The sequence below is a fragment of the Priestia sp. P5_B4 genome, assembly GCF_056400385.1.
Genome location: NZ_JBFULJ010000010.1, coordinates 34,449 through 59,289 on the forward strand (window position 1 = coordinate 34,449; position 24,841 = coordinate 59,289).

At 39.3% G+C, this 24,841-nt stretch carries 42 protein-coding genes and 1 rRNA gene; 40 read left to right on the top strand and 3 right to left on the bottom strand.

The features are described 5' to 3' along the window. Positions 1-19: 19 nt before the first annotated feature. The 37 genes from rplD to AC1DRF_RS02910 all read left to right on the top strand — a co-directional run bounded on the left by rplD (position 20) and on the right by AC1DRF_RS02910 (position 20,774). Complete coding sequence (rplD, locus tag AC1DRF_RS02730) at positions 20-643, top strand: 50S ribosomal protein L4 (RefSeq protein WP_477740307.1); 624 nt, start codon at positions 20-22, stop codon at positions 641-643. Beyond that, a complete protein-coding gene (gene rplW / locus AC1DRF_RS02735) occupies positions 643-930 on the top strand; it encodes a 50S ribosomal protein L23 (RefSeq protein ID WP_013054929.1) in 288 nt (95 codons plus the stop codon). Before rplD ends, rplW begins: the two co-directional genes overlap by 1 nt. Positions 931-957: 27 nt before the next feature. Then, positions 958-1,788, top strand: a complete 831-nt coding sequence (gene rplB / locus AC1DRF_RS02740; protein ID WP_013054930.1) for a 50S ribosomal protein L2 — start codon at positions 958-960, stop codon at positions 1,786-1,788. Positions 1,789-1,845: 57 nt separating this feature from the next. Further along, the gene (gene rpsS / locus AC1DRF_RS02745) at positions 1,846-2,124 is read left to right on the top strand and encodes a 30S ribosomal protein S19 (RefSeq protein WP_013054931.1); all 279 of its coding nucleotides are present in this window, start codon (positions 1,846-1,848) and stop codon (positions 2,122-2,124) included. A gap of 19 nt (positions 2,125-2,143) precedes the next feature. Next, entirely contained in the window at positions 2,144-2,485 is a 342-nt protein-coding gene (gene rplV / locus AC1DRF_RS02750) for a 50S ribosomal protein L22 (RefSeq protein WP_013054932.1), read from the top strand. A gap of 3 nt (positions 2,486-2,488) precedes the next feature. Next, positions 2,489-3,145, top strand: coding sequence for a 30S ribosomal protein S3 (rpsC, locus tag AC1DRF_RS02755; protein WP_013054933.1), 657 nt, complete (start codon positions 2,489-2,491; stop codon positions 3,143-3,145). Between the two features lie 2 nt (positions 3,146-3,147). Beyond that, positions 3,148-3,582 carry a 50S ribosomal protein L16 gene (rplP, locus tag AC1DRF_RS02760; RefSeq protein ID WP_013054934.1) on the top strand — a complete coding sequence of 145 codons (435 nt, stop codon included), beginning with the start codon at positions 3,148-3,150 and terminating at the stop codon, positions 3,580-3,582. Next, the gene (rpmC, locus tag AC1DRF_RS02765) at positions 3,572-3,772 is read left to right on the top strand and encodes a 50S ribosomal protein L29 (RefSeq protein WP_013054935.1); all 201 of its coding nucleotides are present in this window, start codon (positions 3,572-3,574) and stop codon (positions 3,770-3,772) included. The genes rplP and rpmC overlap by 11 nt, the downstream gene beginning before the upstream one ends. A gap of 25 nt (positions 3,773-3,797) precedes the next feature. Beyond that, positions 3,798-4,061, top strand: a complete 264-nt coding sequence (gene rpsQ / locus AC1DRF_RS02770) for a 30S ribosomal protein S17 (RefSeq protein ID WP_013054936.1) — start codon at positions 3,798-3,800, stop codon at positions 4,059-4,061. Between the two features lie 51 nt (positions 4,062-4,112). Further along, positions 4,113-4,481: a 50S ribosomal protein L14 gene (gene rplN, locus AC1DRF_RS02775; protein ID WP_013054937.1), complete on the top strand. Its 369-nt coding sequence runs from the start codon at positions 4,113-4,115 to the stop codon at positions 4,479-4,481. A 49-nt stretch (positions 4,482-4,530) separates the two neighbouring features. After that, positions 4,531-4,842 carry a 50S ribosomal protein L24 gene (gene rplX / locus AC1DRF_RS02780; RefSeq protein ID WP_013054938.1) on the top strand — a complete coding sequence of 104 codons (312 nt, stop codon included), beginning with the start codon at positions 4,531-4,533 and terminating at the stop codon, positions 4,840-4,842. A 31-nt stretch (positions 4,843-4,873) separates the two neighbouring features. Next, the gene (rplE, locus tag AC1DRF_RS02785) at positions 4,874-5,413 is read left to right on the top strand and encodes a 50S ribosomal protein L5 (RefSeq protein WP_013054939.1); all 540 of its coding nucleotides are present in this window, start codon (positions 4,874-4,876) and stop codon (positions 5,411-5,413) included. Between the two features lie 33 nt (positions 5,414-5,446). Then, positions 5,447-5,632 (top strand): type Z 30S ribosomal protein S14, encoded by a 186-nt coding sequence (locus AC1DRF_RS02790; RefSeq protein WP_013054940.1) that lies wholly within the window; start codon positions 5,447-5,449, stop codon positions 5,630-5,632. 30 nt (positions 5,633-5,662) lie between these two features. Then, complete coding sequence (gene rpsH / locus AC1DRF_RS02795; protein WP_028410368.1) at positions 5,663-6,061, top strand: 30S ribosomal protein S8; 399 nt, start codon at positions 5,663-5,665, stop codon at positions 6,059-6,061. A 30-nt stretch (positions 6,062-6,091) separates the two neighbouring features. Further along, positions 6,092-6,631, top strand: coding sequence for a 50S ribosomal protein L6 (gene rplF / locus AC1DRF_RS02800; RefSeq protein WP_013054942.1), 540 nt, complete (start codon positions 6,092-6,094; stop codon positions 6,629-6,631). Positions 6,632-6,663: 32 nt separating this feature from the next. After that, the gene (rplR, locus tag AC1DRF_RS02805; RefSeq protein WP_013054943.1) at positions 6,664-7,026 is read left to right on the top strand and encodes a 50S ribosomal protein L18; all 363 of its coding nucleotides are present in this window, start codon (positions 6,664-6,666) and stop codon (positions 7,024-7,026) included. Positions 7,027-7,046: 20 nt separating this feature from the next. Further along, positions 7,047-7,547 (top strand): 30S ribosomal protein S5, encoded by a 501-nt coding sequence (rpsE, locus tag AC1DRF_RS02810; protein ID WP_013054944.1) that lies wholly within the window; start codon positions 7,047-7,049, stop codon positions 7,545-7,547. A 14-nt stretch (positions 7,548-7,561) separates the two neighbouring features. Next, positions 7,562-7,744 (top strand): 50S ribosomal protein L30, encoded by a 183-nt coding sequence (gene rpmD, locus AC1DRF_RS02815; protein ID WP_013054945.1) that lies wholly within the window; start codon positions 7,562-7,564, stop codon positions 7,742-7,744. 33 nt (positions 7,745-7,777) lie between these two features. Continuing rightward, positions 7,778-8,218, top strand: coding sequence for a 50S ribosomal protein L15 (rplO, locus tag AC1DRF_RS02820; RefSeq protein ID WP_013054946.1), 441 nt, complete (start codon positions 7,778-7,780; stop codon positions 8,216-8,218). Further along, the gene (gene secY / locus AC1DRF_RS02825) at positions 8,218-9,510 is read left to right on the top strand and encodes a preprotein translocase subunit SecY (RefSeq protein WP_013054947.1); all 1,293 of its coding nucleotides are present in this window, start codon (positions 8,218-8,220) and stop codon (positions 9,508-9,510) included. Before rplO ends, secY begins: the two co-directional genes overlap by 1 nt. 66 nt (positions 9,511-9,576) lie before the next feature. Further along, entirely contained in the window at positions 9,577-10,230 is a 654-nt protein-coding gene (locus AC1DRF_RS02830; RefSeq protein WP_013054948.1) for an adenylate kinase, read from the top strand. Beyond that, positions 10,227-10,973: a type I methionyl aminopeptidase gene (gene map / locus AC1DRF_RS02835; RefSeq protein ID WP_043982709.1), complete on the top strand. Its 747-nt coding sequence runs from the start codon at positions 10,227-10,229 to the stop codon at positions 10,971-10,973. Before AC1DRF_RS02830 ends, map begins: the two co-directional genes overlap by 4 nt. A gap of 235 nt (positions 10,974-11,208) precedes the next feature. Next, a complete protein-coding gene (gene infA, locus AC1DRF_RS02840) occupies positions 11,209-11,427 on the top strand; it encodes a translation initiation factor IF-1 (protein WP_010285101.1) in 219 nt (72 codons plus the stop codon). Between the two features lie 37 nt (positions 11,428-11,464). After that, entirely contained in the window at positions 11,465-11,578 is a 114-nt protein-coding gene (rpmJ, locus tag AC1DRF_RS02845; RefSeq protein WP_003156543.1) for a 50S ribosomal protein L36, read from the top strand. 24 nt (positions 11,579-11,602) lie between these two features. Continuing rightward, positions 11,603-11,968 carry a 30S ribosomal protein S13 gene (rpsM, locus tag AC1DRF_RS02850; RefSeq protein WP_013054950.1) on the top strand — a complete coding sequence of 122 codons (366 nt, stop codon included), beginning with the start codon at positions 11,603-11,605 and terminating at the stop codon, positions 11,966-11,968. Positions 11,969-11,991: 23 nt separating this feature from the next. Next, positions 11,992-12,381 (top strand): 30S ribosomal protein S11, encoded by a 390-nt coding sequence (rpsK, locus tag AC1DRF_RS02855; protein ID WP_013054951.1) that lies wholly within the window; start codon positions 11,992-11,994, stop codon positions 12,379-12,381. 180 nt (positions 12,382-12,561) lie between these two features. After that, positions 12,562-13,506: a DNA-directed RNA polymerase subunit alpha gene (locus AC1DRF_RS02860; protein WP_013054952.1), complete on the top strand. Its 945-nt coding sequence runs from the start codon at positions 12,562-12,564 to the stop codon at positions 13,504-13,506. A 44-nt stretch (positions 13,507-13,550) separates the two neighbouring features. Beyond that, complete coding sequence (rplQ, locus tag AC1DRF_RS02865) at positions 13,551-13,913, top strand: 50S ribosomal protein L17 (protein ID WP_013054953.1); 363 nt, start codon at positions 13,551-13,553, stop codon at positions 13,911-13,913. A 138-nt stretch (positions 13,914-14,051) separates the two neighbouring features. Beyond that, a complete protein-coding gene (locus AC1DRF_RS02870; RefSeq protein WP_013054954.1) occupies positions 14,052-14,891 on the top strand; it encodes an energy-coupling factor ABC transporter ATP-binding protein in 840 nt (279 codons plus the stop codon). After that, positions 14,867-15,736: an energy-coupling factor ABC transporter ATP-binding protein gene (locus tag AC1DRF_RS02875; RefSeq protein WP_097825352.1), complete on the top strand. Its 870-nt coding sequence runs from the start codon at positions 14,867-14,869 to the stop codon at positions 15,734-15,736. The genes AC1DRF_RS02870 and AC1DRF_RS02875 overlap by 25 nt, the downstream gene beginning before the upstream one ends. Continuing rightward, the gene (locus AC1DRF_RS02880; RefSeq protein ID WP_016762726.1) at positions 15,733-16,530 is read left to right on the top strand and encodes an energy-coupling factor transporter transmembrane component T family protein; all 798 of its coding nucleotides are present in this window, start codon (positions 15,733-15,735) and stop codon (positions 16,528-16,530) included. The genes AC1DRF_RS02875 and AC1DRF_RS02880 overlap by 4 nt, the downstream gene beginning before the upstream one ends. Before the next feature lie 18 nt (positions 16,531-16,548). Continuing rightward, a complete protein-coding gene (gene truA / locus AC1DRF_RS02885) occupies positions 16,549-17,289 on the top strand; it encodes a tRNA pseudouridine(38-40) synthase TruA (protein ID WP_477740308.1) in 741 nt (246 codons plus the stop codon). Between the two features lie 156 nt (positions 17,290-17,445). Next, the gene (rplM, locus tag AC1DRF_RS02890) at positions 17,446-17,883 is read left to right on the top strand and encodes a 50S ribosomal protein L13 (RefSeq protein ID WP_013054958.1); all 438 of its coding nucleotides are present in this window, start codon (positions 17,446-17,448) and stop codon (positions 17,881-17,883) included. 22 nt (positions 17,884-17,905) lie between these two features. After that, positions 17,906-18,298 (top strand): 30S ribosomal protein S9, encoded by a 393-nt coding sequence (gene rpsI / locus AC1DRF_RS02895; RefSeq protein ID WP_013054959.1) that lies wholly within the window; start codon positions 17,906-17,908, stop codon positions 18,296-18,298. A gap of 111 nt (positions 18,299-18,409) precedes the next feature. After that, positions 18,410-18,832, top strand: coding sequence for a DUF2521 family protein (locus tag AC1DRF_RS02900; protein WP_013054960.1), 423 nt, complete (start codon positions 18,410-18,412; stop codon positions 18,830-18,832). Positions 18,833-18,902: 70 nt separating this feature from the next. After that, positions 18,903-19,610, top strand: coding sequence for an N-acetylmuramoyl-L-alanine amidase CwlD (gene cwlD / locus AC1DRF_RS02905; RefSeq protein ID WP_427076956.1), 708 nt, complete (start codon positions 18,903-18,905; stop codon positions 19,608-19,610). Between the two features lie 90 nt (positions 19,611-19,700). After that, a complete protein-coding gene (locus AC1DRF_RS02910) occupies positions 19,701-20,774 on the top strand; it encodes an Mrp/NBP35 family ATP-binding protein (RefSeq protein WP_013054962.1) in 1,074 nt (357 codons plus the stop codon). 38 nt (positions 20,775-20,812) lie between these two features. Here the strand turns inward: AC1DRF_RS02910 and AC1DRF_RS02915 are convergent, their stop codons facing one another. Both AC1DRF_RS02915 and gerD read right to left on the bottom strand, forming a co-directional pair. Further along, positions 20,813-21,721: a LysR family transcriptional regulator gene (locus tag AC1DRF_RS02915; protein WP_427076955.1), complete on the bottom strand. Its 909-nt coding sequence runs from the start codon at positions 21,719-21,721 to the stop codon at positions 20,813-20,815. A 187-nt stretch (positions 21,722-21,908) separates the two neighbouring features. Beyond that, entirely contained in the window at positions 21,909-22,538 is a 630-nt protein-coding gene (gene gerD, locus AC1DRF_RS02920) for a spore germination lipoprotein GerD (RefSeq protein WP_477740309.1), read from the bottom strand. A gap of 145 nt (positions 22,539-22,683) precedes the next feature. Here gerD and AC1DRF_RS02925 point away from each other — a divergent pair, with 145 nt between their 5' ends. After that, the gene (locus AC1DRF_RS02925; RefSeq protein ID WP_043982702.1) at positions 22,684-23,304 is read left to right on the top strand and encodes a KinB-signaling pathway activation protein; all 621 of its coding nucleotides are present in this window, start codon (positions 22,684-22,686) and stop codon (positions 23,302-23,304) included. Positions 23,305-23,348: 44 nt separating this feature from the next. On the opposite strand, the gene pdaB is transcribed toward AC1DRF_RS02925, so the two are convergent. Then, positions 23,349-24,113, bottom strand: coding sequence for a polysaccharide deacetylase family sporulation protein PdaB (gene pdaB / locus AC1DRF_RS02930; protein WP_057242643.1), 765 nt, complete (start codon positions 24,111-24,113; stop codon positions 23,349-23,351). A gap of 112 nt (positions 24,114-24,225) precedes the next feature. Here pdaB and AC1DRF_RS02935 point away from each other — a divergent pair, with 112 nt between their 5' ends. Beyond that, positions 24,226-24,453, top strand: a complete 228-nt coding sequence (locus AC1DRF_RS02935) for a hypothetical protein (RefSeq protein ID WP_427076954.1) — start codon at positions 24,226-24,228, stop codon at positions 24,451-24,453. A gap of 250 nt (positions 24,454-24,703) precedes the next feature. After that, positions 24,704-24,841: ribosomal RNA gene (locus AC1DRF_RS02940) — 16S ribosomal RNA — on the top strand; the annotation flags it as partial.

A 24,841-nucleotide genomic window follows, 5' to 3' on the forward strand; every position in this document is an offset into this window, starting at 1 on the left:
GAGAAAGGAGGAATAACCAATGCCAAAAGTAGCATTGTTTAACCAAAACGGTGAAAACGTTGGAGAAATCGAACTTCAAGATGCCGTTTTCGGTATCGAACCAAACAACAAAGTACTTTTCKACGCGATCGTAATGCAACGTGCATCTCAACGTCAAGGTACTTCTAAAGTTAAAAATCGTTCTGAAGTAAGAGGCGGTGGCCGTAAGCCATGGCGTCAAAAAGGTACTGGTCGTGCTCGTCAAGGATCTATCCGTTCTCCACAATGGCGTGGTGGTGGCGTAGTATTTGGTCCAGTTCCAAGAAGCTATAGCTACAAATTACCTAAAAAAGTTCGTCGTTTAGCAATTAAGTCTGCATTATCAACTAAAGTTCAAGATAACAGCATCGTTGTTCTTGAAGCTCTTTCTTTTGATGCTCCAAAAACAAAAGAAATGGTAGCAGTTCTTAAAAACCTAACAGTAGAACGCAAAGCATTAGTAGTAACTGCTGATCTTAACGAAAACGTTGCACTTTCAGCACGTAATATTCCTGGTGTAACAGTTGTTGCAGCTAATGGTTTAAGCGTATTAGACGTTATGAACCATGATAAGCTTGTAATCACTAAAGACGCAGTTGAAAAAGTAGAGGAGGTGCTTGCATAATGAAAGATCCTCGTGATATTATTAAGCGCCCCGTAATTACAGAACGTTCAACAGACTTAATGGCTGAGAAAAAATATACGTTTGATGTTGATGTAAGAGCTAATAAAACTGAGGTTAAAGATGCTATCGAAAAAATCTTTGACGTAAAAGTTGAAAAAGTAAACATCATGAACTACAAAGGTAAATTCAAGCGTGTAGGTCGCTACAGTGGTCTTACTAACCGTCGTCGTAAAGCGGTAGTAACACTAACTCAAGAGAGCAACGAAATCGAATTCTTCGAAGCTTAAGATTACTAGAGAAGGAGGGAAATTGAGATGGCGATTAAAAAGTATAAACCAACCTCAAATGGTCGTCGTGGCATGTCAGTTTCTGATTTCGCTGAAATTACTACTGACAAACCAGAAAAATCGTTACTTGCACCTGTCAAGAGAAAAGGTGGTCGTAACAACCAAGGTAAATTGACTGTTCGTCACCAAGGTGGTGGGCACAAGCGTCAATACCGTATCATCGATTTTAAACGCGATAAAGATGGAATACCTGGACGCGTTGCTACAATCGAATATGATCCAAACCGTTCAGCTAACATCGCATTAATTCATTATGCTGATGGTGAAAAACGTTACATCCTTGCTCCTAAAAACCTAAAAGTAGGTTTAGAAGTTATGTCAGGTCCTGAAGCTGACATTAAAGTAGGTAACGCGCTTCCTTTAGCTAACATTCCTGTTGGTACAGTAGTACACAACATCGAATTGAAACCTGGTAAAGGTGGACAATTAGTTCGTTCTGCAGGTACATCTGCTCAAGTACTTGGTAAAGAAGGTAAATACGTATTAGTACGTTTAACTTCTGGTGAAGTACGCATGATTCTTGCAACTTGTCGTGCAACAGTAGGTCAAGTTGGTAACGAACAACACGAGTTAATCAACATCGGTAAAGCCGGTCGTTCTCGTTGGTTAGGTATCCGTCCAACTGTACGTGGTTCTGTAATGAACCCTAACGATCACCCACACGGTGGTGGTGAAGGACGTGCTCCAATCGGACGTAAGTCTCCAATGAGTCCATGGGGTAAACCAACACTTGGTTACAAAACTCGTAAGAAGAAAAACAAATCCGATAAATTTATCGTTCGTCGTCGTAAAAAATAACGGGATTGAGCTACGGTTCAAACGAACCGTAGGACAATCACGAAGGGAGGTTCATTTATGGGTCGCAGCTTAAAGAAAGGACCTTTTGTAGATGACCATTTAATCAACAAAATTGAGAAGTTAAACGAAACTGACAGCAAGCAAGTAGTAAAAACTTGGTCTCGTCGTTCAACTATCTTCCCTCAGTTCATTGGTCATACAATTGCTGTATATGACGGTCGTAAACATGTACCAGTTTATGTTACTGAAGACATGGTAGGTCACAAACTTGGTGAATTCGCACCATCTCGTACTTACAAAGGTCACGCAAGTGATGATAAGAAAACAAGACGCTAATATGAGAGGAGGCTTTTAAATGCAAGCTAAAGCTGTCGCGAGAACAGTACGTATTGCTCCTCGTAAAGTTCGTTTAGTTGTAGATTTAATTCGAGGTAAGCAAGTGGGTGAAGCGCTAGCAGTGCTACTTCACACGCCAAAGGCTGCTTCTCCAGTCGTTGAGAAAGTATTAAAATCTGCTATTGCCAATGCAGAACACAATTATGAAATGGACGCTAACAATTTAGTTATTACTGACGCTTTTGTTAACGAAGGTCCAACTTTAAAACGTTTCCGTCCACGCGCTATGGGACGTGCAAGCCAAATTAACAAGCGCACAAGCCACATCACAATCGTGGTATCAGAAAAGAAGGAGGGATAATTCATGGGTCAAAAGGTAAATCCGGTCGGTCTTCGCGTCGGTGTCATCCGTGATTGGGAATCAAGATGGTTCGCTGGCAAAGACTACGCTGACTTATTACATGAAGACTTAAAAGTACGTGAATATATCGCTAAACGTTTAAACGATGCAGCTGTTTCTAAAGTTGAAATCGAACGCGCTGCTAACCGCTTAAACGTAACGATCCACACTGCAAAACCTGGTATGGTAATTGGTAAAGGTGGTACTGAAGTAGAATCACTTCGTAAAGCTCTTAACCAATTAACAGGCAAGCGTGTACACATTAACATCCTTGAAATTAAACGAGCAGATTTAGATGCTAAACTAGTAGCTGAAAACATCGCTCGCCAACTTGAGAACCGTGTATCATTCCGTCGTGCTCAAAAGCAAGCTATCCAACGTAGCATGCGTGCTGGCGCACAAGGTATCAAAACAATGGTATCTGGTCGTTTAGGCGGAGCTGATATTGCTCGTTCTGAATATTACAGTGAAGGTACAGTTCCACTTCATACACTTCGCGCTGATATTGACTATGCTCACGCTGAAGCAGATACTACTTATGGTAAACTTGGTGTGAAAGTATGGATCTATCGTGGAGAGGTTCTTCCTACTAAAAAGAAAACTGAGGAAGGAGGAAAATAATTATGTTATTACCAAAACGCGTTAAATATCGTCGCGAACACCGCGGAAAAATGCGTGGACGCGCTAAAGGTGGTACGGAAGTACATTTCGGTGAATTCGGTTTACAAGCTACTGAAGCTTCTTGGATTACAAACCGTCAAATCGAAGCTGCTCGTATCGCAATGACTCGTTACATGAAACGTGGCGGTAAAGTATGGATTAAAATTTTCCCTTCTAAACCTTATACTGCTAAGCCTCTAGAAGTCCGAATGGGTTCTGGTAAAGGTGCTCCTGAAGGTTGGGTAGCAGTTGTTAAACCTGGAAAAGTAATGTTTGAAATTTCAGGTGTATCTGAAGAGGTTGCACGTGAAGCTTTACGTTTAGCTGCACACAAGCTACCTGTAAAATGTAAGTTTGTAAAACGTGAAGAAATTGGTGGTGATTCTAATGAAAGCTAATGAAATTCGTGACCTTACCACTGCTGAAATTGAACAAAAAGTTAAGGCTTTAAAAGAAGAGTTGTTTAACCTTCGTTTCCAATTAGCGACTGGACAATTAGAGAATACTACTCGTATTCGCGAAGTGCGCAAATCGATCGCTCGTATGAAAACTGTAGTTCGTGAAAGAGAGATTGCTGCTAATAAATAATTAAGTCTGAGAGGAGGCTTTCAGAATGAGTGAACGCAACCAACGTAAAGTTTACACTGGCCGCGTAGTTTCTGACAAAATGGATAAGACTGTTACTGTTCTTGTTGAAACTTACAAAAAGCATTCGCTTTATGGCAAGCGTGTAAAATACTCAAAGAAATTCAAAGCTCACGATGAAAACAATACAGCTCAACTAGGCGATATCGTGAAGATCATGGAAACTCGTCCGTTATCAGCTACTAAACGTTTCCGTCTAGTAGAAGTTGTAGAAAAAGCTGTTATCATCTAATAGTTAAGATAGATCGGATAAGAATGATTCATCCGAAGGGAGGTTTCGTACATGATTCAACAAGAATCTCGTTTAAAAGTTGCAGACAACTCTGGTGCACGTGAGGTACTTACTATTAAAGTACTTGGTGGTTCAGGTCGTAAGACAGCAAACATTGGTGATGTTATCGTTTGTACGGTGAAACAAGCAACACCAGGAGGCGTTGTTAAAAAAGGTGACGTTGTTAAAGCTGTTGTTGTACGTACAAAAAGTGGTGTTCGCCGTACTGACGGTTCTTACATCCGTTTCGACGAAAATGCTTGCGTAATCATCCGTGACGACAAAGGACCACGTGGTACTCGTATCTTCGGACCAGTTGCTCGTGAATTACGTGATAACAACTTCATGAAGATCGTATCATTAGCTCCAGAAGTTATCTAATTGATATATAGAACAAATACAAAATGCCTTTTAAGGAGGTGCGAATAGGATGCATGTTAAAAAGGGCGACAAAGTAGTGGTTATCTCTGGTAAAGACAAAGGTAAGCAAGGTGAAGTACTTGCAGCTTTCCCAAAGAAAGACCGTGTACTTGTTGAAGGTGTGAACGTTGTGAAAAAACACTCTAAACCTTCTCAAGTAAATCCACAAGGTGGAATCGTTAGCCAAGAGGCACCTATCCACGTATCAAACGTAATGCCGTTGGATCCTAAATCTGGTGAGCCAACTCGTGTTGGGTACCAAGTTATCGATGGCAAAAAGGTACGTGTAGCAAAAAAATCTGGTGAAACTTTAGATAAATAATTAATGAAATGTGAAGGGAGGTTTAGTTCACATGAACCGTCTTAAAGAGAAATTTACAAAAGAGATTACTCCTGCTCTAGTTAGCAAGTTTAATTATGAATCTGTAATGCAAGTGCCAAAAATCGACAAGATCGTAATCAACATGGGTATCGGTGATGCTGTTTCTAACTCAAAAGCTTTAGATAACGCTGTTGAAGAACTAGCTGAAATCACTGGTCAAAAACCTGTTGTAACTCGTGCGAAAAAATCTATCGCTGGTTTCCGTCTTCGTGAAGGTATGCCAATCGGTGCGAAAGTTACTTTACGCGGCGAGCGTATGTACGAATTCTTCGATAAACTAGTATCAGTATCACTTCCACGTGTGCGTGATTTCCGTGGTGTATCTAAAAAAGCATTTGATGGTCGTGGAAACTACACGTTAGGTGTTAAAGAACAATTGATCTTCCCAGAGATCGATTATGATAAAGTAACTAAAGTTCGTGGTATGGATATCGTTATTGTTACAACAGCAAACACTGATGAAGAAGCTCGTGAGCTTTTAACTCAGTTCGGTATGCCATTCCAGAAGTAATAACTGCCAACGTTAAGCAGAGGAGGCGAAAATGTGGCTAAAAAATCAATGATTGCGAAGCAAAAACGCCAGCAAAAATTCCAAGTACAAGAGTATACACGTTGCGAACGTTGTGGACGTCCACACTCAGTACTACGTAAATTCAAGCTTTGCCGTATTTGTTTCCGTGAGCTTGCTTATAAAGGTCAAATTCCTGGTGTTAAAAAAGCTAGTTGGTAAAACCCAAGTTTGGGAAGGAGGTAAATTAATATGGTAATGACTGATCCTATTGCAGATTTACTAACTCGTATCCGCAATGCGAACATGGTTCGTCATGAGAAAATTGAAGTTCCTGCTTCTAACATTAAGAAGCAAATTGCAGAAATCCTTAAGCGTGAGGGTTTCGTACGTGATGTAGAATACATCGAAGACAACAAACAAGGTATTATCCGTATCTTCTTAAAATACGGTTCAAATAACGAACGTGTAATTACAGGCTTAAAACGTATCAGTAAACCTGGTCTACGTGTTTATGCAAAAAATAACGAAGTACCACGTGTACTTAACGGTTTAGGTATCGCAATCGTTTCTACTTCTCAAGGTGTTTTAACTGACAAAGAAGCTCGTCAAAAGCAAGCTGGTGGAGAAGTATTAGCGTACGTTTGGTAATAAGTTTTAAATGTGAATGGAGGTGTAACTATGTCACGTGTTGGTAAAAAGCCTTTAGAACTTCCAGCAGGTGTTACAGTTACGAACGAGAGCAACACTGTAACTGTAAAAGGACCAAAGGGTGAATTAACTCGTACATTCCACCCTGAAATCGAAATTAAAGTTGAAGACAACGTATTAGTTGTTAATCGTCCTAGTGACAATAAAGAGCACCGCGCTCTTCACGGAACTACTCGTAGCCTTTTAGGTAACATGGTTGAAGGTGTTACTAAAGGATTCGAACGTGGTTTAGAATTAGTCGGTGTAGGTTACCGTGCACAAAAATCTGGTAGCAAATTAGTATTGAGCGTTGGATACTCTCACCCAGTTGAGATTACTCCTGAAACAGGAATCGAAATCGAAGTTCCTTCTCAAACTAAGATCGTTATTAAAGGTATTGATAAAGAACGCGTAGGTGCATTAGCTGCAAATATTCGTGACGTTCGTCCACCAGAGCCTTACAAAGGTAAAGGTATTCGTTACGAAGGCGAATATGTACGTCGTAAAGAAGGTAAAACTGCTAAGAAGTAATGCCGGTTAGGTAAAAGAAAGGAGTGCCCGAAATGATCACGAAGCTTGATAAAAACAAAGTTCGTAAAAAAAGACATGCTCGTGTTCGTGCGAAGTTATCTGGAACTGCAACTCGTCCGCGTTTAAACGTGTTCCGTTCTAATCAACATATTTACGCACAAGTTATCGACGATTTAAATTCAGTAACAATCGCAAGTGCTTCAACGTTAGATAAAGACCTGACTTTAGAAAGCACTGGTAACACTGAAGCTGCTATCAAAGTTGGCGAATTAGTCGCTAAACGCGCAGTAGAAAAAGGTGTAAACGAAGTAGTATTCGACCGTGGCGGTTATTTATATCATGGCCGTGTTAAAGCATTAGCTGACGCTGCTCGTGAAGCTGGATTACAATTCTAATTGTAAAAGGAGGGAAAATCATGCGTCGTATTGATCCAAATAAATTAGAGCTTGAAGAACGTGTTGTTACCGTTAACCGCGTAGCTAAAGTTGTGAAAGGTGGACGTCGTTTCCGCTTCGCTGCATTAGTTGTAGTTGGTGACAAAAACGGTCACGTTGGATTCGGTACTGGTAAAGCACAAGAGGTACCAGATGCAATCCGTAAAGCAATTGAAGATGCGAAGAAAAACTTAATTACTGTACCTATGGTTGGTACAACTATTCCACACGAAATCCTTGGACAATTTGGTGCAGGTCAAATTTTCTTAAAACCTGCTTCTGAAGGTACAGGAGTTATCGCTGGTGGCCCAGTTCGTGCGGTACTAGAATTGGGTGGAGTAAGTGATATTCTATCTAAATCTTTAGGTTCAAACACTCCAATCAACATGGTACGTGCAACTCTTAACGGTTTAGCTAACCTAAAACGTGCTGAAGATGTTGCAAAACTACGTGGCAAGACTGTAGAAGAACTGTTAGGATAAGGGAGGGATATGGAATGGCAAACAAACTAGCAATTACCCTTACTCGTAGCGTAATTGGTCGTCCAGAAGATCAACGTGTAACTGTTCGTACACTTGGCCTACGTAAGTTAAATCAAACTGTCGTTCAAGACGATAATCCTGCAATTCGCGGAATGATTAACAAAGTAGCTCACCTTGTTACAGTAAAAGAGCAATAAGTATAAATTGTCACTCTAAGGAGGTGCTCCGGAATGAAACTTCATGAATTGAAACCAGCTGAAGGTTCACGTAAAGTACGTAACCGTGTAGGTCGTGGTACTGGTTCAGGTAACGGAAAAACTTCAGGTAAAGGTCACAAAGGGCAAAACGCTCGCTCTGGCGGTGGCGTAAGACCTGGCTTCGAAGGTGGTCAAACTCCTTTATTCCGTCGTCTTCCAAAACGTGGGTTCACTAATATCAATCGCAAAGAATACGCGATCGTTAATTTAGAAGCTCTTAACCGTTTTGAAGATGGAACTGAAGTAACACCAGAATTATTAATCGAAACTGGTTTAGTAAGCAAAGCAAAAGCTGGCGTTAAAGTACTAGGAAACGGTACATTAAACTCTAAGCTAACTGTTAAAGCTGCTAAATTCTCTTCAACTGCTAAAGAAGCTATCGAAGCTGCTGGCGGTACAGTTGAGGTGATCTAATGTTTCAAACAATCTCCAATTTAATGCGCGTGCGTGAAATAAGACAAAAAATCTTTTTCACTTTGTTAATGTTAATTGTCTTCCGAATTGGTACATTTATTCCTGTACCAAGTGTTAATACGGATGTACTAAAATTGCAAGATGGGTTAAATGTATTCGGGGTTCTGAATACATTTGGCGGCGGCGCGTTAAAAAACTTCTCCATTCTTGCTATGGGCATTATGCCTTATATTACAGCATCCATCATCGTCCAATTATTGCAGATGGATGTTGTACCTAAGTTTACAGAATGGTCAAAGCAGGGAGATGTTGGGCGCCGTAAATTAGCTCAAGTAACTCGTTATGGAACAATTGTGCTTGGATTTATCCAGGCTTTAGGTATGTCTATAGGATTCAACAATATTTCGGGCGGACAATTGATCGCTAATCCAGGAATTTCTACGTATCTTCTAATTGCTACAGTGTTAACGGCAGGTACTGCCTTCTTAATGTGGTTAGGAGAGCAGATTACTGCAAAAGGCGTAGGTAACGGTATTTCCATCATTATCTTTGCTGGGATTGCAGCTGGTATTCCGACAACATTAAATCAAATTTATGCACAGCAATTTGAAGACGTTGGGGATCAATTATTCATTCGTATCGTAACGGTAGTTTTAATTGCGATTGCAGTTTTAGCTATTATTGTTGGGGTTATTTACTTCCAACAAGCGCTACGAAAAATTCCTATTCAATATGCAAAGGGTTCAGCTGGTCGTAATCCTGTTGGAGGTCAATCCACTCATTTACCGTTAAAAGTAAATGCAGCTGGGGTTATTCCTGTTATCTTTGCAGTTTCATTTATTATCACACCACCAACAATTGCATCATTTTTCGGTCCAAATGATGTAACGACGTGGATTCAGAATACATTTGACTATACTAAGCCAATTGGTATGATAGTGTATGTAGCGTTAATCATTGCTTTTTGTTACTTCTATACATTTGTTCAAGTTAACCCTGAACAAGTAGCAGAGAACTTGAAAAAGCAAGGTGGCTACATCCCAGGAATCCGTCCTGGTAAAAGCACACAAGCTTATTTAACGAAAGTGTTATATCGTCTGACATTAATCGGTTCGATATTCCTTGCGTTAATTGCTGTGTTGCCGGTTCTGTTCATCAAAATTGCAAACTTACCATCATCTGCTCAGATCGGCGGTACTAGTTTGTTAATTGTTGTCGGTGTAGCTCTTGAGACAATGAAACAGCTTGAGAGTCAATTAGTGAAACGCCATTATAAGGGATTTATTAAGTAAAGCTGTTTAGTGGGAAGCAAGCTGCTTTCCCATTAAACGGATAAGATACTGAGGGGGAAGCAAGAAATGAATTTAGTGTTAATGGGCCTTCCTGGTGCTGGGAAAGGTACTCAAGCAGAAAAAATCGTTGAGCATTACGATATCCCTCATATCTCAACAGGAGATATGTTCCGAGCTGCAATTAAAGAAGGAACGCAACTAGGTTTAAAAGCTAAATCATTTATGGACCAAGGTAACCTTGTTCCTGATGAAGTAACAATTGGAATTGTGCGCGAGCGTTTAAACAAACAAGATTGTGAAAACGGCTTTTTACTTGATGGCTTCCCAAGAACAGTAGCCCAAGCAGAAGCTCTTGAAACAATTACAAAAGAACTAAACAAGCAAATTGATTATGTGATTAATATTGATGTAGATCAAAGCATTTTAATGGAGCGTCTTACTGGACGCCGCATTTGTAAAGATTGCGGAGCTACTTACCACTTAGTATTCAATCCTCCTGCGAAAGAAGGAGTTTGTGACAAATGTGGCGGAGAGCTTTACCAACGTGCAGATGACAATGCTGAGACGGTTTCAACTAGACTTTCAGTTAATGTTAAACAATCTCAACCTCTACTTGATTTCTATCAAGAAAAAGGTTATCTACGCAATATTAATGGTAATCAAGATATTAACATTGTGTTTGAGGATGTTCGTCAATTACTTGCTGGGGTTAAGCAATGATCATTTGCAAGACACCAGAGGAAATTGAGGTCATGCGTGAAGCTGGACGAATCGTGGCTTTAACTCATCTAGAGTTAAAAAAGCATATCGCTCCAGGTATTACGACTATAGAATTGGATGCAATTGCTGAAAATTTTATTCGTCAACATGATGCAATTCCGTCTTTTAAAGGGTATAATGGTTTTCGCGGCAGTGTATGTGCTTCTGTGAATGAAGAATTAGTTCATGGTATTCCGGGTGAACGCAAGCTTAATGAAGGAGATATCATCAGTTTAGACATCGGAGCTAAATTCGGTGGCTATCACGGTGATTCAGCTTGGACATATGGAGTAGGAAAGATTTCATTAGAAAATCAAGAGCTGCTTAATGTGACTGAGCAATCTCTCTACAAGGGATTAGCAGAAGCTAAGCCGGGTGAGCGTTTGTCGAATATTTCACATGCTATTCAACAGTACGCAGAATCACGTAACTTTTCGATTGTAAGAGAATATGTTGGCCATGGGGTCGGCAAAGACTTACATGAAGATCCGCAAGTACCTCATTATGGTCCACCGAATAAAGGACCGCGTCTACGTCCAGGCATGGTATTGGCAGTTGAGCCAATGGTGAATGCTGGTATGCGATATGTAAAAACATTACCTGATAACTGGACAGTTGTCACAGTAGATGGTAAAATGTGTGCGCACTTCGAACATACTATTGCAATTACTGAGACGGGATATGAAATTCTGACAGCATTGTAATGTTAAAGGATGTTATCTCTATCCATTCCTCGCTAGATGCACTGGACAGTAAACAGTAATTATCTAAATTCACGATGATCGTTTTTCGTCTGAATTGCTGTTAAAATGGTAAAGATGTATATTAGCGTCAATCATCTTGAATTTAATGATTACGATCTCCGGATGTTCAGAACAGGTTCTTTTTAAGTCGTTTAATGATAGCTTGTTACTGTTTCAAAGAAAGGAGAGCACTTTAATGGCAAAAGACGATGTAATTGAAGTTGAAGGTACAGTTGCTGAAACTTTACCTAACGCTATGTTCAAGGTAGAATTAGAAAATGGTCATACAGTACTTGCTCACGTATCAGGAAAAATTCGCATGCATTTCATTCGAATCTTACCTGGTGATAAAGTAACTGTAGAATTGTCACCATACGATTTAACTCGCGGTAGAATTACGTACCGTTTCAAATAAAACCTATGCACTCCGTACTATCAAGGAGGTATGAAACATGAAAGTCAGACCATCAGTTAAACCAATCTGCGAAAAATGTAAAGTTATCCGTAGAAAAGGTAAAGTAATGGTAATTTGTGAAAACCCTAAGCATAAACAAAAACAAGGTTAATCAATAAGGAGGTGCACTATTCATATGGCACGTATTGCTGGTGTTGATATTCCTCGTGACAAGCGTGTAGTAATTTCATTAACATACATTTTCGGTATTGGTCGTCCAACTGCTGAAAAAGTTCTAGCTGAAGCTGGAGTTTCTGAAGATACTCGCGTTCGTGACTTAACAGAAGAAGAATTAGGTAAAATTCGTGATATTTTAGATAGCTATAAAGTAGAAGGCGATCTTCGTCGTGAAGTTTCTTTAAACATCAAACGTTTAATTGAGATTGGTTCATACCGTGGTATCCGCCACCGTCGTAGTTTACCAGTTCGTGGTCAAAACAGTAAAAACAATGCTCGTACACGTAAAGGCCCACGCCGTACTGTAGCGAACAAGAAGAAATAATTAGTAAGGGAGGTCATTAACAGATGGCACGTAAAACTAATACACGTAAACGTCGCGTGAAAAAGAATATTGAAGCTGGTGTAGCTCATATTCGCTCAACGTTTAACAACACTATTGTAACAATTACAGATGTTCACGGTAATGCGATTGCTTGGTCTAGTGCAGGCGCACTTGGCTTCAGAGGTTCTCGTAAATCTACTCCATTTGCTGCGCAAATGGCTGCTGAAACTGCTGCTAAAGTTTCTATGGATAACGGAATGAAAACTCTTGAAGTTACAGTTAAAGGCCCTGGTGCTGGTCGTGAAGCAGCTATCCGTGCTCTTCAAGCTGCAGGTTTAGAAGTAACAGCTATTAAAGATGTTACTCCTGTACCTCACAACGGATGCCGCCCACCAAAACGTCGTCGTGTATAATTAATATGTATAGATTCTATTTCGTTGTCTATAATGATGATGGTGTAGAATTTATTCATGCAACGAAATGTTTTCCATTTGTTGTGCACATTCGGGAACTGTCTAATAGGGAATTTCGGTTAGGCATTTGAGAAATCAGCCGTCTAGCCGAGGTTTCGACGTTTTGAAGGAGGGTTTATATTGATAGAGATTGAAAAGCCAAAAATCGAAACGGTAGAAATCAGCGATGATAGAAAGTACGGTAAATTCGTCGTCGAACCACTTGAGCGTGGATATGGTACTACTTTGGGTAACTCCTTACGTCGTATCCTATTATCCTCACTCCCTGGTGCAGCTGTAACATCTATTCAAATTGAAGGTGTATTACATGAATTTTCAACAGTTCCTGGAGTTGTTGAAGATGTAACAAACATCATTTTAAACGTTAAAAAGTTAGCGTTAAAGATTTACTCTGATGAAGAGAAAACACTTGAGATCGATGTTAAAGGTCCTGGTACAGTAACGGCTGCTGACATTCAAGCAGACAGCGATATCGAAGTTCTAAATCCGGATCTTCATATTGCAACACTTGAGTCAGATGCTCATTTCCGTATGAGACTTACTGCTCGCACAGGTCGAGGTTATAATCCTGCCGATGCTAACAAGCGTGAAGACCAACCAATTGGTGTACTTCCAATTGATTCAATCTATACGCCTGTTACTCGCGTATCGTATTATGTAGAGAATACTCGTGTTGGTCAAATGACAAATTACGATAAGTTAACGTTGGATGTTTGGACTGACGGTAGCATCGAGCCAGAAAAAGCTGTTGCTTTAGGTGCAAAGATTCTAACTGAACACTTAAATATCTTCGTTAACTTAACAGATGAAGCTCAAAAAGCAGAGATTATGGTAGAAAAAGAAGAAGACCAGAAAGAAAAAGTTCTAGAGATGACGATCGAGGAACTGGATTTATCTGTTCGTTCTTACAACTGCTTAAAACGAGCAGGCATCAATACTGTACAAGAGCTTGCTAATAAAACAGAAGAAGATATGATGAAAGTTCGTAACTTAGGCCGTAAATCTTTAGAAGAAGTTAAAGCTAAACTTGAAGAATTAGGTTTGGGTCTACGTAAGGACGACTGATTATATCTACCTGTTTAACTACTTAACAAAGGAGGGGACCTCACATGTCTTACCGTAAATTAGGTCGTACAAGCGCACAACGCAAGGCGCTTCTTCGTGATTTAACAACTGATTTAATCATCAGTGAACGCATTGAGACAACTGAAGCTCGTGCAAAAGAATTACGTTCAACTGTTGAAAAAATGATTACTTTAGGTAAACGTGGAGATCTACACGCTCGTCGTCAAGCTGCATCTTACATCCGTAATGAAGTAGCTAACGAAGAAGCTGGTCAAAGCGCTTTACAAAAACTATTCAGCGATATTGCTACTCGCTACGAAGATCGCCAAGGCGGTTACACTCGTATCTTAAAAGTTGGACCTCGCCGTGGTGACGGTGCTCCAATGGTTATCATTGAATTAGTTTAATATTTTTAATACAGATAGAAAAGGGCGAGACAGTGTGTAACTAGTCGTTGCCCTTTTTTTATACCTAAAACTGGGTAAATAGCGTAAAAAATCAATGTAGGCAATGCTGCAATAGAAAAAGCTGAGAGGAAGATAGCGTTGAAAGAAATGTCTTTAGAGGTAAAAGATTTATGCTTTCGATATGATCCTGAAGCAGACCTAACATTAGATCACCTTTCTCTCTCTGCTTATAAAGGTGAATGGTTAGCGATAGCTGGACATAATGGATCTGGTAAGTCGACGCTGGCACGAATTCTAAACGGCCTTTTGCTACCTGAAAAAGGAACGGTTCGAGTGGGCGATACTCTTTTATCTGAAGAAACAATATGGGATGTGCGCAAGCAGATTGGAATGGTGTTTCAAAATCCAGATAATCAATTTGTTGGCTCAACCGTTCAAGACGATATTGCTTTTGGGCTTGAAAACAACGGGATTCCATTTGAGATTATGGAAAAACGTATACCTGAAGCAATCGAAATGGTCAATATGAGTGCTTTTCTGGATCAAGAGCCTCATCAGCTATCAGGTGGACAAAAACAGCGTGTGGCCATTGCGGGTATAATTGCCGTACAGCCATCTGTCATCATTCTAGATGAAGCAACATCTATGTTAGATCCTATTGGGCGAACTGAAGTACTTGAAACTGTTAGAAAATTAAAAGAAGAAAAACAACTGACGGTTATTTCAATTACTCACGATTTAGATGAAGTAGCAATGGCTGACAGAGTCGTTGTGATGAACAAAGGGAAGATCTATGCAACAGGTACTCCACGCGAAGTATTTGCATTAGGTTCCAAGTTAACGGATATTGGACTAGACTTGCCGTTTTCCGTTAAACTAAGCCATCGTTTTGCTTCCGTAGGAATTCCTTTATCAAAAATTCATTTAACAGATGAGGACTTGGTGGACGAACTATGGACATTATATTCAAAGAAGTAGAGCACCGTTATCAAGTTAATACACCATTTGAACGAATTGCTCTACATGACTTAAATTTAAACATTCAATCAGGTACATTTTTGGCTGTTATTGGCCATACTGGTTCTGGGAAATCAACAATCATACAGCATCTGAATGCCTTATTGAAGCCAACTGCTGGTGAAATTCAAATCGGTGAGCGCACCATTAAAGCCAATCGAAAAGAAAAGAATTTAAAAGCTATTCGTCAGCAAGTAGGCGTGGTGTTTCAATTTCCAGAACATCAGCTTTTTGAAGAAACGGTGGAAAAAGATATAGCTTTTGGACCAATGAATTATGGCGTTTCGGAAAAAGAAGCAAAGCAAAAAGCAAGAGAGCTTATCAAGTTAGTAGGGTTGCCAGAAGACATTCTCGCCAGATCTCCTTTTGATTTGAGTGGTGGACAAATGCGTCGTGTAGCGATAGCAGGTATTCTAGCGATGAATCCTAATGTGCTAATTTTAGATGAGCCAACTGCTGGATTGGACCCTAGAGGGCGTCAAGAAATTATGAATATGATTTATCGTCTTCATAAAGAAAAAGGCTTGACGACGATTCTCGTGACTCACAGCATGGAAGATGCAGCTATGTACGCAGATGAGCTAATTGTGATGAATAAGGGAACGATTGCGATGAAAGGGTCACCTAGAGAAGTATTTGGTCAGCATACGCAGTTAAAAGAATATGGATTGGATGTTCCAGAATCGCTTCGCTTTATGCTGAAGCTGCAAGAGAAATTTCAGCTTGAAGCATCGGATACGGTTATTACCTTTTCTGAGGTGGTAGAGAAAGTGCAGCACCTTATGCAGCAAGGTGAACGATTATGATGAACTCAATCATTATTGGTAAGTATGTGCCGGGGCATTCGGTTGTCCATCGAATGGATCCCCGGGCCAAGCTGCTTCTCGTATTTGCGTATGTATTAATTGTGTTTTTAGCAAATAACCCTATCGGCTATGCTTTTTTAGGTGTGTATACCCTTATGATAGTGGCCATGAGTAAAGTGCCCGTCTCGTTTATTTTAAGAGGGTTAAAGCCCGTTATGTTTATTATTATCATCACGTTTCTTTTGCATATTTTTATGACAAAGGAAGGTCCTCTTTTGTTTGAATGGGGATGGTTTTCTGTCTATAAAGGCGGCCTTATTCAAGGTGTTTTAATTTCCTTGCGCTTCTTGTTCTTAATTTTAATTACGACGATGCTAACTTTAACGACTACGCCTATTGAAGTAACAGATGGAATGGAAAGCTTGCTGAATCCATTTAAAAAGCTTAAGCTTCCCGTACACGAATTAGCTTTAATGATGTCCATTTCTCTTCGCTTTATTCCTACATTGATGGAAGAGACAGATAAAATTATTAAAGCGCAGACAGCACGAGGAGTGGACTTTAGCAGCGGCCCCGTTACGGATCGTTTGAAAGCTGTTGTTCCTTTACTTGTTCCTCTATTTATAGGTTCATTTAAGCGTGCTGAAGAGCTAGCTATTGCCATGGAGGCAAGGGGTTATAAAGGCGGAGAAGGGCGTACAAAGTATCGTCAATTGAAATGGGGAAGCATAGATACAATTATGCTTTTACTTCTGCTGGCAGTAGCAGTTGTTTTAGTGCTGATTAGAACGTAAAGATTGTTTGGTGAAAAGATGAAACGTTTAAAATGTATAGTTGCATACGACGGCACACACTTTTCAGGTTATCAAGTTCAGCCCAATAAGCGAACTGTTCAACTGGAGATTGAAGCCGTTTTAGAGAAAATGCATAACAAAAAAGTTCCGATTTACGCCTCTGGACGAACGGACACAAATGTTCATGCACAGGGGCAAGTCATTCATTTTGATACAAACCTAAATATTCCATGTGATAAGTGGAAAAAAGCATTGAATTCAATGCTACCAGATGATATTGTAATGAAGAATGTATGTGAAGTTGATGCACATTTTCACGCCCGGTATGACGTTACTTCAAAAGAGTATCGCTATCATATTTTGCGCGGCGAAGATCGAAATCCTTTCACTCGTTCTTATGCATACTATTACCCTTATCCATTAGACTACTCAAAAATGAAAAAAGCCATCACATATTTACTCGGTACACACGACTTTACAAGCTTTTGTTCAGCGAGAACAGAAGTGGAAGATAAGATTCGTACGATTTACAAGATTGATATGTATGAAGAGAATAGTCAGCTTGTGTTTAGATTCGTTGGAAGTGGCTTTCTGTATAATATGGTTCGTATTCTTGTTGGAACGCTTTTAGAAGTGGGACAAGGCCGTATTGAACCAGATGCTATAAAAGATATTCTAGAAAGCAAATCACGTCCTCGTGCAGGGAAAACTGCGCCTTCGCAAGGACTATATTTATGGCGCGTTTTCTATGACAACTAAACCTGGTGTAACATTTTCTTGACATTAGTAGCTTAAAGATATAATATATCATATGGTATGTATTTTAACCCCACGGTTAGCCCCGGAAATTAATCGTGTTGAAATAGAAGGTTGAAATAATTTTATAATTGATGATGAAAATTAGGAGGGAAACTCATGCGTACAACTTTCATGGCGAAAGCAAACGAAGTAGAGCGTAAATGGTATGTTGTCGATGCTGAAGGTAAAACTTTAGGTCGTTTAGCAAGTGAAGTAGCATCAATCTTACGCGGTAAACATAAACCAACTTTTACACCACATGTTGATACTGGTGATCACGTGATCCTTATCAATGCGTCAAAAATCGAACTAACAGGTAAGAAATTAACTGATAAAATTTATTACCGTCACAGCATGCACCCAGGTGGTTTGAAACAACGTACAGCATTAGAAATGCGTACTAACTACTCTGAGAAAATGCTTGAATTAGGAATCAAAGGCATGCTTCCAAAAGGTAGCCTAGGCCGTCAAATGTTCAAAAAATTACATGTGTATGCTGGTGAAACACATCCACATGAAGCACAAAAACCAGAAGTTTACGAACTTCGCGGATAATTAATAAGAGGAGGTTATTATCTTGGCACAGGTACAATATTACGGAACTGGTCGTCGTAAAAGCTCTGTTGCTCGTGTACGTTTAGTACCAGGTAACGGTCGCGTAACAATCAACGGTCGTGAAATCGAAGAATACATTCCATTTGCTGCACTACGTGAAGTAGTAAAACAACCACTTGCTTTAACTGAAACTGTAGGTAACTATGACGTATTTGTAAACGTTAATGGTGGAGGTTATGCAGGTCAAGCTGGCGCTATTCGTCACGGAATCTCTCGTGCTTTATTAGAAGCAGACCCTGAATACCGTGGAACATTAAAACGTGCTGGTCTATTAACTCGTGACGCTCGTGCGAAAGAACGTAAAAAATACGGTCTTAAAGGCGCTCGTCGTGCACCACAATTCTCAAAACGTTAATTTTATATTACGTTTCAAGCCTTGGTCTTTGGACCAAGGCTTTTTTTATTTGTTGTTTGCGTATGAGACGAAGGCTTGTGCAGACAATATGTAAAAAAGGGAGGCGTTATAGTGAACGAGGTTACATATTTAAAAGAAAAACGTTATGAAAAAGAAATGAAATATGAACGCAAAGTCCTAAGGGAGCTGTCCTTTGATTTGCTTCAAGAGAGGCTGCGCCGTTATTTTCATCCCATGTTTCAGTGGAATATGCTAGGAGACGAACATGTGGAGGAGTACTGTCTTGATATTGCTATCGAATCATTTTTATTAGGTGCCCGGGTGAGTAAACGTGGTAAAGGCTACGAAGATTTTCAGAAGCACAGTAAGCAAGAAGAGTCTCTTTTAATTGATACATTGTACGGAGCCGTCAGCATGTCTGTAACAGATCTTTATCAAGATGGTCTGTATTATTTATGTCAAGGGTATGTGCAAGACTGGTGGAAAGAAGGTTATCGAACCGCAGAAAAAAGACGTCGGTTACGTTTGCATTAAAAAGTACTCATAATTCCCGTTCTTGTCCCATATAGAAATAAATAGGTGAGGCAAGAAGGGAAGGGATAAAATGTCTAAAGTAAAAATAATGAGCACAATTATAGCGCTTCTCGTTCTTTTTGTCATTGTACAATATCAGATAGATCATAGAACATCATCCGGTTCGCTTTCACTCCCTCTTAGCGGGAAAGTTATTGTACTAGATCCTGGACATGGCGGTGTTGATGGAGGAGCCGTAGGAGAGGATGAAGTGCTTGAAAAAGAAATAACTCTTAAAATTTCGTTGATGCTTCGGGACTATCTGCAAGAGCAAGGGGCACTTGTTATTATGACGAGAGAAAAAGACGAAGACCTAGCGGCCAAAGACACAAGAGGATACAGTCGCAGAAAAGTAGAAGACTTAAAAAATCGCTTAACGATGATTAATAAATCCAATGCTAATTTGTACTTAAGTATTCACTTGAATGCTATTCCATCCTCTGCATGGAGAGGGGCTCAAACTTTCTATTACGGGTCCCTAAAAGAAAACGAGCAAGTGGCTAAACTCATTCAACAAGAGCTAAGAAATAATCTGGATAATACGACCCGTGAAGCAAAAGCTATTCAAACTCTTTACCTTCTTAAGCATTCTAAGCCACCAGGTGCTTTGGTTGAAGTAGGATTCTTATCAAATCCTACAGAACGTAAAATGCTTCAATCGAAACGCTATCAAAAAAAGTTAGCTGAATCCATTTATGAAGGAGTCAGCCGGTATTTTACTGGAGAAAAGCCCAAATAAAAAGCATAGCATCCTTCTATTCAGAAAAATCTAATATGTATGATATACTTGATAGTATAAATAAATAGATTTTAACATGGTGGTGGGAGTATGCTAACGGAAAAGCAAGTAAAAGAAGTAGTAGGGGAAATTACAGATCCATTTTTAAATAAAAAACTATCAGAAACAGATGCGATTAAAGAAATAACAATTAAAGCTGAAAAACAGCATATAAGCCTGAAGATTGCTGTTGCAAAAACAGGTACTAGTGAACAGCTGAGCCTTCAAGGCACGATTGTAGAAGAATTAAAAAAAGCAGGTGTACAGTCGGTTGGACTGCGATTTGTTGAGTTTACGCCTGAAGAACTTCAGCAGTACCGCGCTGAGCAACCGAATACTGGCAACTTACTAACTAGTCCGAATGCACCTGAATTTATTGCTATTGCCAGCGGTAAAGGAGGCGTTGGTAAATCAACAGTCTCTGTTAACTTGGCCGTTTCTCTAGCTCGTTTAGGAAAGAAAGTTGGTTTAATTGATGCTGACATTTATGGATTCAGCGTCCCAGATATGATGGGAATCACACAGCGTCCCGTAGTAGAAGGTGAAAAGATTATTCCAGTTGACCGTTTCGGAGTAAAAGTTATTTCCATGGGCTTCTTTGTAGAAGATAATTCACCTGTTATCTGGCGAGGACCTATGCTTGGAAAAATGTTGACGAGCTTTTTTACAGAAGTTGAATGGGGAGAATTAGATTATCTTTTACTAGACTTACCTCCCGGAACAGGTGATGTCGCATTAGACGTTCACTCCATGCTTCCTGCTTGTAAAGAAGTGATTATTACAACACCACATCCTACAGCGGCATTTGTTGCAGCTAGAGCGGGTGCTATGGCTTTGAAAACCGATCATGAGGTAATCGGAGTTGTAGAAAATATGGCCTACTTTGAAAGCCAGCTAACAGGGGAAAAAGAGTATGTATTTGGTAAAGGCGGAGGTCCAAAACTCGCTGAGGAACTTCAGACAGAGCTGTTAGGACAGCTTCCGTTAAGTCAGCCTGACTGGAATGAAGAAGATTTTGCACCTTCCATTTACGATGAATCGCATCGTTTAGGTAAAATATATGGAGAGATTGCAAGCAAGATTGCATTTATTTGCGAAAATGAAAAAGCAGCAACAGGAAAATAACGAAAAGCACGCGCTCGAACAGCGCGTGCTTTTTGCTATTATACAGAGAGTTCAATCTGCGCCTTTTTTAAATCAAATGCAAGGTTTTGTTTTAAGAGAGCTAAAAATGTTTTTCCGGCTGTACTTACGGTGTGAGACTGGTGCTTTAAAATGCCGATTGCAGGCCCCTCATGCAAGTCATGAATCGTTTTAACCACCACTTGATCTAGCGGAAGAGTTGCGCTTATTTGTGGAACAACGGCTACTCCTAAGTTTTCTTTTACAAAATGCTGAAGTGTGCTAATAGTGCCTAACTGGACTTTAGCAGGCAGTTGGCCTGTTCGTTCAAAGATTAGCTGCTCAATTTTCTTTTGAACGGAAGAGTGCCCAGCTGTAATCAGCGTTTCGTGTATTAAATCTTTTGCAAAGATTGTTTTTCTTTTTGTTAGAGCATGATTGAATGGTAGTAGCAGCACAAGTTTTTCCGTTAGTAGTGCCTCAAATTCTATATCTCTGAACGATTCTGAGACAGTGCCAATCGCGAAATCAATTTCTTGATTGCGTATATGTTGATGAAGATGCTTTTCGTCTGCAACGAGTAAGCTAATTTCTGTGTTGGGATATCTTTTTTTAAATAATGAGAGAATGGAAGGCAGTCGACTGCTTGCTGTAGGCTCTGCAGCACCTATACGGATAGTGCCAGCTTCGCCTGTTGAATAATCCTTTAAGGTGTTATTTAGATATTCATATTCCTTTAGTAAAATATTTGCCCGCTCGTAAAAGATTTTACCTGCTTCAGTAAGTTTTATGCTTTTTCCTCGTTCTAAAAGCTTAAATCCTAGTTCGGATTCCAACTTTTGAATGTGCAGTGTAATGGTAGGCTGAGAGTACTTTAAATATTCAGCGGCTAATTGAAAGCTTCCTAAACGAACAATGGTTTGAAACGTTTTAATAACGCGAAATTCCATCGAATTCCCTCCTTTTGCTATAAAACGATTGTGTTAATTTCTAATATTTTACCATAAAGCCAAGAATTAAAGTTTACAATTCCAATAAAAATACTAAGTATTAAAAAATATAAAGAAGTTATTTAGGTTTTTTAATAAAAATAAATGACATAATTAAATACGCACCTCATATGAGATGCGTATTTAATCACTGCTGTTGCTGTTCTCCGCCTGAATCAGATCCAGAGGAAGAAGAACCACCATCGTCGCTGCTTTGTTTTTGTCCACCTTGTGTTTCTTCAGCGGCTTTCAAAAGAATGTCTTGAATTTTAGATTGATAAAGAGGGCTATCAAACGTTTCGGTCATAATCTTTTGTAAATAAGTGCGATATTCTTTACTCTTTAAAACAGTCAGTACTTCTTTTTCCATAGCCGGATCCTTTAAAACATCTTGAAGCATTCCTTGATATTCAGGATCTTTCATCAGTTGTTTGATGACCGTCTTATTTTCTTTTTCCAAACTTTTAGCAAAGCTTTCAGCAAACTTCGGATCCTCCATGGCTTTTTTCCAAAATTCCACGCCTTTATCTGAGACTAGGGTTTGAGAAATTGTATCTTTTATCGCGTTTTGATCCATTAAAATATCTTGTCTAACAGAAGGGTCTTTCATAATTGCCTCGACTGCTTTTTTTCCTTCATCTGTTTTTAAAATATCAACAACCATTTTCTTTGTTTGATCATAATCCATACCATTGTTCTCTTCATCTTGCGGTGCACAGGCTGTAGCTAAAAGCATACACATTCCTATATAAATGAGGAGCATGAGTCGCTTTTTCATAGTAATGAGCTCCTTTCCTAATATGCTTACGCTTAATATGAGATAATCAAGGTTTTTTATTCATAAAAGAGCTCTAGATTTTTCAAAACGTGATTGGTACAATTTATGAAAAGGTACAATTTTGTAACTTATGGGGGAGATGGAAGTGAATAGTCGAAATTGGGTTCGTCTATTTCTAACCACGTTAGCTGTCGGGGGGATAAGTACAGCTTTTGTTGGATTTGCGGTGCGCTGGGGGGAATACGGTCACTTATTTCAACAAGGAAAGATAGGAGAAATTGTTGCTGTTTTAACATGGCTCGTAGGCGTAGGGTTTATTTTTAGTTTAATTAGTCAAATGGGGTTTTTTGCATATTTAACTATTCACCGATTTGGGTTGGGAATTTTTAAATCTGCATCACTTTGGAAATCGGTTCAAATTGTATTTGTTTTATTTGTATTATTTGACGTTGCTTATTTTCGATATAAGTTCTTTCAACAACCGGGAGAAGGCATAGGTAAGTATATTTTGTTAAGCGTGTTCTTGTTAGCGGTAGGGTTGTTAGTGGCGTATGCAAAGAAAAAGCAGACGAATAAAGAGGCTTTTGTACCAGCGCTGTTTTTTATGATTGTTGTAACGACAATTGAATGGTTCCCTGCGCTGCGAACGAACGAAGAAAGCTGGCTTTACCTTATGGTGTTTCCACTTCTAATTTGTAATATGTATCAACTTCTTATTTTGCCGAAACTTCTTACGCACGAAAGAATAGCAAAAGCAGACAAATAGTATATTTGTCTGCTTTTGCTTTCCATATACAGTGCGAATAGATCTTAGCGGATATCTTTTACTTGGGTTTTTGAATTTGAAATTAATGTTGAAACACTTACGTTTGAGACTTTTTTATTTTGTAATGAATTCTTGATATATGGAATAGCCTTTGCTGTTTGTTGAGCGGAGTCAGACGCGTGCAGCAAGATAATATCTCCCCCATCTAAGGGTTTTGTGACATTCGATACAATCTTTTCAACTCCTGGATTTGTCCAGTCTTTAGAGTCGATGCTCCAGTGCACGGTTGTATATCCTATATCCGCTGTTAATTTTAAGATGTCTTTATTAAATTGTCCGTTAGGAGGCCGAAGAAGGTGAACATCTTTAAGTCCTAGGGAATCAAAGACTTTCTTTGATTTTGCAAGATCTTGTCTAATTTCATTAGGTTTTAGGCTTGTATAGGAAGTATAGTCATAGCCCATTGTGCCAATTTCGTGCCCTTCTTTCTTAATGCGCTCTACAACATCTGGATGACGTTCAGCCCATGAAGCAGATAAAAAGAAAGTAGCATGTTCAATATGCTGTTTTTTCAGTTCATTTAGAATAGGAATAGCTCTTTCGTCTCCCCAGCTGATGTTAAATGTAAGAGCGACTTCGGGATTTTTATCATCCGCCTTATAAACAGCTCGTGGACCGTTATCTGTTGAAAAAACAGGAAAGTGAAACGTCTGTTGAGCATAAAGAAAAAAGCTTGTAAAAAAAGCAGCAACTACGATAAGCATTGTTTGTTTGATTCTTTTGGCTCGAATAGTATAAAACATATTCATTTTGTCACCTCATTTAATAAGTAGTACTTGTCTAATTTGTATGCGTTTTGTCTACAATTAATAACAGGTAAGGAAAAGAACGACTGATTTTATTTTGATGTTTTGAGAATCAATGTCGCAAAAAGCAGGTGAATCAATGAAAATTTGTTTATTTAATCAAGTGGAGTGTTTAGAGTTAGAAGCACTACTCAGAGAAGAAATGAAAAGAACAAACGTTGCTTTTCAACAAAGTTTGAATCATGTAGTTCTTGAACGAAACATTCAAGAGAAGTACCAAATCCTTTCAAAGATCTTACTAAGGTTCAGTGAAAACAGGGAAGTAAATAAGGTTTTTTGGTAAAACGAAAAAAACTTTTTAAAAAGTGTTGACTTTATATAGTACAGATGTTAAATTATTAAATGTCGCTGATGAGTGATTGGAAAACAATCGCAATTCATCAGAAATAAAATATTAAAAAGTTGTTGACAAATGAACGACAACTTGTTAATATAAAAAAGTCGCTCAAGAGCGACGGTTGAACTTTGAAAACTGAACAAAGCGACAAACGTCAACGTTAAATTTTATTTTTAAATTGAGCAAGTCAAACATTTCTTCGGAGAGTTTGATCCTGGCTCAGGATGAACGCTGGCGGCGTGCCTAATACATGCAAGTCGAGCGAACTGATTAGAAGCTTGCTTCTATGACGTTAGCGGCGGACGGGTGAGTAACACGTGGGCAACCTGCCTGT